Source organism: Jatrophihabitans sp. GAS493, from assembly GCF_900230215.1.
GTDB lineage: Bacteria > Actinomycetota > Actinomycetes > Mycobacteriales > Jatrophihabitantaceae > MT45.
This window is the reverse complement of record NZ_LT907982.1, coordinates 3,194,722-3,205,000: the sequence shown is the minus strand read 5'-3', so window position 1 is coordinate 3,205,000 and position 10,279 is coordinate 3,194,722. Positions and strand designations below refer to the sequence as shown.

Below are 10,279 nucleotides of genomic sequence, written 5' to 3'. Positions count from 1 at the left end.
GACCACCTCGCCGGCCCGGAGCAGAACGGCGGAAGCCGCACCATCGACGCCGCAGACGACGTTCGCGCACCAATGCATCCCGTAGGTGAAGTAGACATAGAGATGCCCGGCCTCGCCGAACATGACCTCGGTGCGCGGGGTGGGGCCCCGGAACGCGTGCGAAGCCGGGTCGTCGGAGCCTTCGTAGGCTTCGACCTCGGTGATTCGGATCGAGACCGCGTCACCACCGACCCGTGACTGGATCACCGCCCCGAGCAGGCGTGGCGCCACCACGACGGCAGCTGCGGCCAACTCCGCTCGATCGACCATCTGCGACGTCAGCCCGCAGCGGGCGAACCGACGTGGGCTCCGTCCGAGCGAGTCACGAAGTGACCAATCACCGAGCCGGATAGGCGCTGGCCCAGGTCTGCTGAGCGGAGATGTCGCGGCGCAGATTCTCGATCTGCTCGAGCACTCGGGCCGGCGACGTGCCGCCGACAGAGGACCGGGCCTGCAGCGCCCCCTCGACACTGAGCACCGACCGCACCGCCGGAGTCAGATGAGGGCTCACTTCGACGAGCTGCTCGTCGGTCAGATCCGGCAGGTCAAGCTCCCGCGCCTCGCAGTAGGAGACGAAGGCGCCGGAGACCTCGTGAGCCTCGCGGAATGGCACGCCCTCGCGGACCAACCACTCAGCGACGTCGGTGGCCAACGCAAAGCCTTCGGGGGCCGCGGCGGTCAGACGATCGCGATCAATCGTCAGGGTCGCCATCATGCCGGTCACGGCGGGCAGCAGCATCAGCAATTGCTCGACGGTATCGAAGACCGGCTCCTTGTCCTCCTGCAGATCCCGGTCGTAGGCCAGCGGCAGCGCCTTCAGAGTGGCCAGCAACCCGGTCAGATTGCCGATGAACCGCCCGGACTTGCCGCGGGCCAACTCCGCGATATCGGGGTTCTTCTTCTGCGGCATGATCGACGATCCGGTGGCCCATGAGTCGTGTAGCCGCACCCACCTGAACTCGCTGGTGGCCCAGAGAATCACCTCCTCGCCGATTCGGGAGAGATGCACGCCGAGCAGCGCCGCGATGAAGAGGAACTCCGCGACGAAGTCACGGTCTGAGACCGCGTCCACCGAGTTGGCCGCCGGCCGATCGAAGCCCAAGTCGGCGGCCACCGCCGCCGGGTCCAGCGGCAGTGACGAGCCGGCCAGCGCGCCGGATCCGAGGGGCGAGACGGCTGCCCGCCGGTCCCAATCACGAAGCCGGTCGACATCGCGGGCCAGTGCGTGGACGTGAGCCAGCAGATGATGGGCGAAGAGGACCGGCTGCGCGTGCTGCAGATGGGTCATGCCGGGCATGGCCACTTCGCGGTGATCATTGGCCAACTCGACCAGCGCTGCCTCAAGATCGGCAATTGCGCCGGCAACCTGACGGGCGTGATCGCGCAGATAGAGCCGCAGGTCGGTCGCCACCTGGTCGTTGCGGCTACGCCCGGCCCGAAGCTTGCCGCCCAGCGTGCCGAGCTCTTCGATCAGCCCGCGCTCCAGCGCCGTGTGCACGTCCTCGTCGTCGACGGTCGGCACGAATTCGCCGTTCGCGACCGCGATCTGCAACCCGTCCAGCGCCGCGAGCATCTGGGCCAGCTCGTCGTCGGTGAGCAGGTTGGCCCGGTGCAGTACCCGGGCGTGCGCCTTCGACCCCTGCAGGTCATACGGCGCCAGCCGCCAATCGAAATGGACGGAGAGTGACAGCTTCTGCAGCGCCGCTGAGGGACCGCTGCTGAAACGCCCGCCCCACAGTGGCGTTGCCCCACTGAGCAGTTCCGTTCCGGCGGCTTTAGGGGCCGCATCTTGCTTAGTCAACACCGAACTCCATCGCTGCGTTGTCGAGCACTGTCTCGTCCGGGCCGTCCGGCCCGGCGTTGTTGGAGATCTGGGTCGCCCCACCCTCAGTCAGGCCGGCGGACTCCAATTCGCCGAAGAGGTAGGCCTGACCCAATTGACCGCCTGACTGGGCCGCGTACTGCTCGAGTTTCGCCCGGGAGTCGGCGATGTCGAGATTGCGCATCGTCAGCTGCCCGATCCGGTCGACCGGGCCGAACGCGGCGTTCTCGGTGCGCTCCATCGAGAGCTTCTCCGGATGGTAGGAGAAGTCGGGGCCACGGGTGTCGAGGACGGTGAAGTCTTCGCCGCGCCGCAGCCGCAGGGTCACCTCGCCGGTGACCAGCGAGGCCACCCAGCGCTGGATCGACTCGCGAAGCATGAGTGACTGGGGATCGAGCCAGCGTCCCTCGTAGAGCAGTCGACCGAGGCGCCGCCCCTCGGCGTGGTAGTTGGCAATGGTGTCTTCGTTGTGGATCGCGTTGAGGAGGCGCTCGTAGGCGGTCCACAGCAGCGCCATCCCGGGCGCCTCGTAGATGCCGCGTGACTTGGCCTCGATGATCCGGTTCTCGATCTGATCGGACATGCCGAGGCCATGACGTCCCCCGACGTTGTTCGCCTCCTGCACGAGCGCGACCGGGTCGTCGAAGCCGACGCCGTTGATGGCCACCGGGCGGCCGCGGTCGAAGCGAACCGTGACGTCCTCGGTGAGGATCTCGACCGATGGGTCCCAGAATTTCACGCCCATGATCGGGTCGACCGTCTCCAGGGAGACGTCCAGATGCTCCAGGGTCTTCGCCTCGTGGGTGGCGCCCCAGATGTTGGCGTCCGTCGAGTACGCCTTGTCCTTGCTATCCCGGTAGGGCAGGTTGTTCTCGATGAGCCACTGACTCATCTCGGCCCGGCCACCGAGCTCGGTGACGAAATCGGCGTCCAACCAGGGCTTGTAGATCCGCAGACCGGGGTTGGCCAGCAGACCGTACCGGTAGAAGCGCTCGATGTCGTTGCCCTTGAAGGTGGAGCCGTCGCCCCAGATATGCACGTCGTCGTCCCGCATCGCCCGCACCAGCAGGGTGCCGGTGACCGCACGCCCCAGCGGGGTGGTGTTGAAGTACGTGCGACCGCCGGAGCGGATGTGGAATGCCCCGCAGGCCAGCGCGGCCAGCCCCTCCTCCACGAGCTCGCGGCGGCAGTCGACGGCACGCGCCAGCTCCGCGCCGTATTCCTTGGCGCGCGCCGGGACGCCGGAGATGTCAGGCTCGTCGGCCTGCCCGATGTCGGCGGTGTACGCGCAGGGAATGGCGCCCTTGGCGCGCATCCAGGCGACCGCTACCGAGGTGTCGAGGCCGCCGGAGAAGGCGATGCCGACACGCTCACCCACCGGCAGGGAGGTCAGGACCTTACTCACTCGTGCTTCACTCCATTGGTTGTCATTGCTGGCTGATTCGGTGCAGGTCAGGAGTCGCGGGAGAGCTCGACGAGGTAGTTGGCCAGCGCCTGCCCCCCGACCGCCTCCCTGCTCACCACAAGGATGGTGTCATCGCCGGCGATGCAGCCGATGACGTCACGAAGCCCGGCGCGGTCGATCGCTGAGGCCAGGTAGTGCGCGGCGCCGGGCGGGGTTCGCAGCACCGCGAGATTGGCACTGGACTCGATGGAGACCATCATCTCACCGAGCAGTCGCGCCAGCCGCTGGGGTGGCGCGTCGTCAGCTGAGCGGACGGCCAGCGGCGAGCCGTCCTCCGGGATGACGTAGACCGAGACACCACCGTCGGGCGTACGCAGCTTCACCGCGCCCAGTTCGTCCAAGTCGCGACTGAGCGTGGCCTGGGTGACCTGAAAACCTTCAGCACTGAGCACTCGCGCCAGCTCCGCCTGGGAATGCACGGTACGCAGCGACAACGCCGCGACTATGCGCGCGTGGCGGGCGGCCTTGCTGCTGAACTCCCGGCCGTGCTGCGCCTCCACCGCCGGCTGCTGGTTACCGTCCGGCTGCTGGTTACCGTCCGGCTGCTGGTTGTCGGCCGGACGCGGGTCGACCGGGATCTGCGGATGTGTCTCGCGGTTGGCGGGCGGATCGTTCACACGATGATCTTCCCCCGCCATCAGCTCTGGTCCAACAACCAGGTGAGGAGAGCCTTCTGCGCGTGCAGGCGGTTCTCCGCCTCGTCCCACACCGCGCTCTGCGGGCCGTCGATGACATCAGCGGCGATCTCCAGACCGCGGTAGGCGGGCAGGCAGTGCAGCACGATCGCATCCGGGGCAGCGGCGGCCAGCGCCTCGGCGGTGATCGAGTAGTCGAGGAACTTGCTGGCGCGGCTCGCCTTCTCCTCCTCCTGGCCCATCGAGACCCAGGTGTCGGTGGCCAGTACGTCCGCGCCGGCCACGGCCTCGGCCATGCTGGTGGTGACCAGCACCGAACCCCCGGTCTGGGCTGCGATCTTCTCGGCCTGCAGGACCACCTCGGGATTGGGCTGGTAGTCCGCCGGTCCCGCCACCCGCACATGCATTCCCGCGGTGGCACAGCCGAGCAGATACGAATGCGCCATATTGTTGGCCGCGTCCCCGACGTAGCTGAAGGTCAGCCCAGCCAGTGTTCCCCGGCGTTCGGCCACGGTCTGCAGATCGGCGAGGATCTGGCACGGGTGGAAGTCGTCGGTGAGGGCGTTGACGACCGGCACGCTGCTGGCCGAGGCCATCGCCTCGATCCGATCATGGCCGAAGGTGCGCCACACGATCGCGGCGACCTGCCGGTCGAGCACCCGGGCAGTGTCCTCGATCGGCTCGCCCCGCCCCAATTGGCTGCTGCCGCCGTCGATCACCAACGGGTAGCCGCCGAGCTCGGCGATCCCGACACTGAACGAGACCCGGGTGCGGGTAGACGGCTTGTCGAAGATCACCGCGACGGTTCGTGGGCCGGCCAGCGGCTGATGGACGAAGCGGCTCGCCTTCATCTCCGCGGCCAGGCTCAGTACCGCTGCCTGCTCCACCGGGCTGAGGTCGTCGTCGCGCAGGAAATGACGGGTCATGAGATCTCTCCGGAGACGTCGGTTAGAGCCGTAGCCAGACGCTGTACGGCCGAGTCCACCTCGCGCTGCTGGACGGTCAACGGCGGGGCCAGCCGGATGACGTCGGCCTTCACTGCGTTGACCAGCAGTCCGTGCTGGCGGGCCGCCAACTCGACATCGGCCGCCACCTCGGCACGAAGTGCCAGTGCGCGCCACAGGCCGGACCCTCGCACATCAGCGACCAGCGGCGAATTGATCGCCAGGAGTTGCTGGGCCAGTGACTCCCCGACTCGCTTCACCGAGTCGAGCAGGTGCTCGTCCTGGATCGTGGTGATGACGGCCAGCGCCGCGGCGCACGAGATCGGGTTGCCGCCGAAGGTGCTCCCGTGGTCTCCCGGGTCGAAGAGCTCCGCCGCCGGCCCGAAGGCGATGCAGGCTCCGATCGGCAGTCCGCCACCGAGGCCCTTGGCGAGGGTGAGTATGTCCGGCCGGACGCCCTCCGCCTGGCTGGCGAACCACTGTCCGGTACGGCCGATGCCGCTCTGCACCTCGTCGATCACCAGCAGCGCGCCGGCCTCGTCACAGATCGCGCGGGCGGCGGCCAGGAAGCCAGCGGGAGCCGGCACCACGCCACCCTCACCGAGGGTGGTCTCGAGGAAGACGGCCGCCGTCGTCTCATCCACTGCGGTCCGCAGTGCCTGCACATCACCGAAGTCGACGAAGGTGACCGGGCCGGGCAGCGGCTCGAAGGGAGTCCGCTTGCTCGGGTTGCCGGTTATCGCCAGCGATCCGAGCGTGCGCCCGTGGAAGCCGCCGTTGGAGGCGACGATACCTAGACGGCTGCCGTCCGGACTAAGCTGGCGTCCGTACTTTCTGCTCAGTTTTATGGCACATTCGTTGGCCTCGGTACCGCTGTTGGCGAAGAACGTCCGCGCCCCGTCACCGAGTAGTTCCTGCAGCTTCTCGGCCAGCCGGACGCCGGGCTCGTGGATCACCAGATTCGAGGTGTGCGCCAGCCGGGTGACCTGCTCACTGACCGCGGCCACGATGGCCGGGTGGGCGTGGCCGAGGGACGAAACAGCGATCCCGCCGACGAAATCCAGGTATTCGTTGCCGTCGGCGTCCCAGACACTCACGCCGGCGCCACGGCTCAAGGCGATCGGCGGCGTGCCATAGTTGTTCATCATCACCGCACCCCAACGGCTGCGCAGTTCGCTGTTGCTACTCATTCCGCCACCTGTTCTGAGATTGCGTCGTCCGGCAACACCATCGTGCCGACGCCTTCGGAGGTGAAGACCTCCAGCAGCAGGGCGTGCGGCACCCGCCCATCCAGAACGTGCGCTCTGGGCACCCCGCCCTCGACCGCTCGCAGGCAGGCCTCCATCTTCGGCGCCATCCCGGCGGAGAGGGTAGGGATGAGCTGCGCGAGATCGGCGACGCCGATCTGGCTCACCACCTCAGCGCTGTTCGGCCAGTCTGCGTAGAGCCCCTCGACATCGGTCAAGACGATGAGCTTCTCGGCGTTCAGCGCCACGGCGACTGCGGCGGCCGCGGTGTCGGCGTTCACGTTGTAAGACAGGCCGTCGGCGCCGCGGGCAACCGTGGCGATGACCGGGATCCGGCCGGCGTCGATGAGCGCGTGAATGGTGGACGGATCGACCGCGGTGACGTCGCCGACCTGTCCGATATCAACCGCAACTCCGTCGATCATGGCCGGTCGGCGGGTAGCGGTGAGCATTCCGCCGTCCTCACCGCAGAGGCCGACAGCGAAGGCACCGTGATCATTGATCAGATTGACGACCTCGCCGTTGACCTGTCCGACCAGCACCATCCGCACGATCTTCATCGCCTCGGGGGTGGTGACCCGCAGGCCGGCCTTGAATTCGCTGACGATGCCGACCCGATCGAGGTGCTCGGTGATCTGCGGACCACCGCCGTGGACCACGACCGGCTTCAGTCCGGCGTACCGCAGAAAGACGATGTCCTCGGCGAAGGCCCGCTGCAGCTGCGGTGATGTCATCGCGTTGCCGCCGTACTTCACGACGACGATCTTGCCGTGGAAACGGCCGAGCCAGGGCAGCGCATCGACCAGGGTGGCCGCCTTGGCCAGCGCCTGCTCCCGGTCCCGGGTCATCACCGGATCTCCGTCTCTGCGGTCATGACGAGTAGGCCGAGTTCTCTTCGACGTAAGCGTGCGAGAGATCGTTCGTGTACACCGTGGCGGAACTAGTCCCGGCGTTCAGATCGGCGGTGATGGTGATCGCCCGCCCACTCAGGTCGACCAGCTCGCGAGGTTCACCGGCGGCACCACCCCGGCACACCTCAACCCCGTTGATCGCGACGTCGAGCTCATCGGGCTCGAAGATCGCGGAGGTGGTGCCGATGGCGGCCAGCACCCGGCCCCAGTTCGGGTCGTTGCCGAAGAGCGCGCACTTGAGCAGGTTGTTTCGGGCGATTGAGCGTCCGACCTCGACCGCATCGGTCTCCGACGCCGCGCCGACCACCTCGATGGCGATCTCCTTCGTTGCGCCTTCGGCATCGGCGAGAAGTTGCGCGGCCAGCGATGCGCAGATCCCGAGCAGGGCGTCGGCAAAGTCCTGATCATTCGGACGATGTTCGCTGGCGCCGTTGGCCATCAGCAGCACGGTGTCGTTGGTCGACATGCAGCCGTCGGAGTCCAGCCGGTCGAACGTCTTCGCGGTGCTCGCCCGCAGTGATCTCTCCAGCACCTCTGGTTCGATGTCGGCATCGCTGGTGATGACGCAGAGCATGGTGGCCAGCGACGGAGCCAGCATTCCCGCCCCCTTGGCCATGCCCCCGATACTCCACCCGTCCGGATGGGTGAAGGCGGCGACCTTGGCCACGGTGTCGGTGGTGCGAATCGCCTCCGCGGCCAGCACTCCCCCGTCGGGTGTCAACGCCGCGACAGCCGCGTCGACCCCGGGGAGCAGCTTCTCCATCGGCAGCCGCTCGCCGATCAGGCCAGTCGAGCAGACGGCGACCTCGCCGGCTCCGATCTGCAGCAGCTGAGCCACCCGTTCTGCGGTGAAATGGGTGTCGGCGAAACCGGCCGGGCCGGTACAGGCGTTGGCCCCGCCGGAGTTGAGGATCACGGCGCGAAGCTGCCGGTCGGCGAGCACCTGCTGAGACCAGCGGACGGGGGCGGCCTTGACCCGATTCGCGGTGAAGACGGCAGTGGCGGCGTCACGTGGGCCGTCGTTGACCACCAGCGCGACATCCGGCGCGCCGGAGGATTTCAGACCGGCCGCGACGCCGATGGCCCGAAATCCCTTGGCTACGGTGACCGTCACGAATTCACTCCATCGTCGATGCCGACCCTGATCACTTCGCACGCCCCGATCATGGCGCGACGGCGTCGACCGCGAGGCCGGCCCGTTCGTCCAGGCCGAGCATGATGTTGGCGTTCTGCAGGGCCTGGCCGGCCGCACCCTTGCCGATGTTGTCGATCGCGCTGGTGACGATCACCCGCCCGGAGTTGATGTCGATCACCGCCTGCAGGTGCACGCTGTTGGATCCGGCGGTCGCCGCGGTCCGCGGTTGGACGCCCTCCTCCAGCAGGTGGACGAAGGGCTCGTCGGCGTACGCCTGGTGCAGGACGCCGCGCACCTCGGCCTCGGTGAGCGCCGCGGAGGTGGGACGGGCGGTGACCGTAGCCAGGATCCCGCGGGGCATCGGGGCGAGCAGCGGCGTCATTGACAGCGTCCGGGCTCCGCTGGCCTGCAGGATCTCCGGGACGTGCTGGTGAGCCCCGACCTTGTACGGCGACACATCACCCATCACTTCGCTGCCGAGCAGGTTGATCTTCGCCGACCGACCGGCACCGGAGGTGCCACTGGCCGCCACCACCACGACATCCTCGGTCTCGATCACGCCGGCCGCGACGAGCGGGGCCAGGGCGAGGATCGTCGCCACCGCGTAGCAGCCGGTGTTGGCAACCCGGCTGGAGGCGGCGATCTTCTCCCGCTGCCCGGGCAGTTCCGGCAGTCCGTAGGTCCAGGTTCCCGGATGAGCCGTCTTGTAGTAGCTCTCGAAGGTCGCGCCGTCGATGAGCCGATGGTCGGCGCCGAGATCAACAATCTTCAGACCGTCGGGCAGCTGAGCCGCCAGCTCACCGGAGGAACCGTGCGGCAGGGCGAGGAAGACGATATCGGCTTCACTGAGCGTGGCCGCCGTGGTCGGGGCGAAGCGCAGGCCGGCCAGGCTGCGCAGGCCGGGGTGGACCGCGACCACCGGTTGACCGACATTGCTGTGCGCGGTCGCTGCGACGACCTCCAGCTCAGGATGTGCGCTCAGCAGCCGAAGGAGCTCTCCTCCGGCGTAGCCACTTGCACCGGCGACTGCGACTCGAATGCCCATGTGCACAATTATTCACCGCTCTGCATCTCGATGCAAGTACATTGGACTCCGTGTCCGGGCTCGACCACGCGACGCCCGATCAAGACGGGGCCACCGTTCGGTAGTCGTCCACGAAAAGCTCGTATGACCCGAGCGTAGTGATGCCGCCCGCCGACAGCACAGCCGGCACCGCCGGGACTCGGGTTTTTCGGGTTACGCAGACGCGGTACCGCGCGCCGGGAGCCACCACCGGTGCCAACGACTCGCCCGAACAGGACGACCCAGCCGCGACGAAACGCAGTTCGCCGTCGTCGGCGAATCCGTGACTGGCGAAGTCCAGGCGTACGGCTGTCTCAGCCCGCAGCCGGCCGAGGCGAGTGGACTCGGCCGTCGCGAACGCCCGACCGGCGTCGCGGGCCGCCTGCGCCACCACTGCCTTGCTGTTGTCGACCACCGCCACCGCCGCGATCAGGTACACCAGCGGCACCAAGGCGATCAGCGCCACGAAGACAAACTCGACGACCGCGTTACCACTATCGCCAGCACCAGCACCGGCACCGAGGCGTGCGCGAAGCATGCGACGCCCACGCCGGGCCACGGCGGCCAACCTGAACTCGCCCATCAGGTCGGCTCCTTCAGCGCAGTCGCGGTCACGTCGAGATTGAGCAGCGCGCCTACCGGCAGGAAGATCGACCGGATGTTTCCCGAGCAGTGCACGACCACCACCTGCAGCCCGGACGGGGCGTCGATGGCTCCCCTCGCCGTGCAGTTGAGCGAATTGGCCACCGAGGACCCAAGGGTGGCGGCGATCAACTCCTTTGCCCGCGGTGCGGCCGCGCCCGCCGGGATATTCGCGGCCGCCGCATAGCGCGCGCTCGCGCTGGCCTGAGCCATGACGACGTTGCGCAGGTAGAAGAAGACGGCGACCTGGAGCACCCCGAAGAGCAGGAAGATCAGCAGGATCGAGATGAGCGAAAACTCGACGACCGCCGATCCCTGCTCCCGGTCGCGCGATTGCCAAACGTGCTCTGCCCTCCGCAGCATGGGAGCAATCTAC

General features: G+C 67.8%; 11 protein-coding genes (1 of these 11 cut by a window edge). All 11 read right to left on the bottom strand.

Annotation, left to right across the window (positions count from 1 at the left end):
* Positions 1 to 309: the 5' portion of a DNA-3-methyladenine glycosylase gene (locus CPH63_RS14890; RefSeq protein WP_096303657.1), read on the bottom strand. 333 nt of this gene lie to the left of the window's left edge; only the first 309 of its 642 coding nucleotides appear in the window; the start codon lies at positions 307 to 309; its stop codon lies off the left edge, out of view.
* Positions 310 to 376: 67 nt separating this feature from the next.
* Complete coding sequence (gene argH / locus CPH63_RS14885; protein ID WP_241895669.1) at positions 377 to 1,840, bottom strand: argininosuccinate lyase; 1,464 nt, start codon at positions 1,838 to 1,840, stop codon at positions 377 to 379.
* Positions 1,833 to 3,266: an argininosuccinate synthase gene (gene argG, locus CPH63_RS14880; RefSeq protein WP_096303655.1), complete on the bottom strand. Its 1,434-nt coding sequence runs from the start codon at positions 3,264 to 3,266 to the stop codon at positions 1,833 to 1,835. Before argG ends, argH begins: the two co-directional genes overlap by 8 nt.
* Positions 3,267 to 3,313: 47 nt before the next feature.
* A complete protein-coding gene (locus CPH63_RS14875; RefSeq protein WP_241895895.1) occupies positions 3,314 to 3,826 on the bottom strand; it encodes an arginine repressor in 513 nt (170 codons plus the stop codon).
* Positions 3,827 to 3,963: 137 nt separating this feature from the next.
* Positions 3,964 to 4,887, bottom strand: a complete 924-nt coding sequence (argF, locus tag CPH63_RS14870; RefSeq protein ID WP_096303653.1) for an ornithine carbamoyltransferase — start codon at positions 4,885 to 4,887, stop codon at positions 3,964 to 3,966.
* A complete protein-coding gene (locus tag CPH63_RS14865) occupies positions 4,884 to 6,095 on the bottom strand; it encodes an acetylornithine transaminase (protein ID WP_096303652.1) in 1,212 nt (403 codons plus the stop codon). Before CPH63_RS14865 ends, argF begins: the two co-directional genes overlap by 4 nt.
* Positions 6,092 to 7,000, bottom strand: coding sequence for an acetylglutamate kinase (gene argB, locus CPH63_RS14860; protein ID WP_197704737.1), 909 nt, complete (start codon positions 6,998 to 7,000; stop codon positions 6,092 to 6,094). The genes CPH63_RS14865 and argB overlap by 4 nt, the downstream gene beginning before the upstream one ends.
* A 22-nt stretch (positions 7,001 to 7,022) precedes the next feature.
* Positions 7,023 to 8,177 carry a bifunctional glutamate N-acetyltransferase/amino-acid acetyltransferase ArgJ gene (argJ, locus tag CPH63_RS14855; RefSeq protein WP_096303650.1) on the bottom strand — a complete coding sequence of 385 codons (1,155 nt, stop codon included), beginning with the start codon at positions 8,175 to 8,177 and terminating at the stop codon, positions 7,023 to 7,025.
* Positions 8,178 to 8,226: 49 nt separating this feature from the next.
* Entirely contained in the window at positions 8,227 to 9,243 is a 1,017-nt protein-coding gene (argC, locus tag CPH63_RS14850) for an N-acetyl-gamma-glutamyl-phosphate reductase (protein WP_096303649.1), read from the bottom strand.
* 79 nt (positions 9,244 to 9,322) lie between these two features.
* Positions 9,323 to 9,844 (bottom strand): hypothetical protein, encoded by a 522-nt coding sequence (locus tag CPH63_RS14845; RefSeq protein WP_096303648.1) that lies wholly within the window; start codon positions 9,842 to 9,844, stop codon positions 9,323 to 9,325.
* A complete protein-coding gene (locus CPH63_RS14840; protein ID WP_096303647.1) occupies positions 9,844 to 10,266 on the bottom strand; it encodes a TadE/TadG family type IV pilus assembly protein in 423 nt (140 codons plus the stop codon). The genes CPH63_RS14845 and CPH63_RS14840 overlap by 1 nt, the downstream gene beginning before the upstream one ends.
* Positions 10,267 to 10,279: the final 13 nt, after the last annotated feature.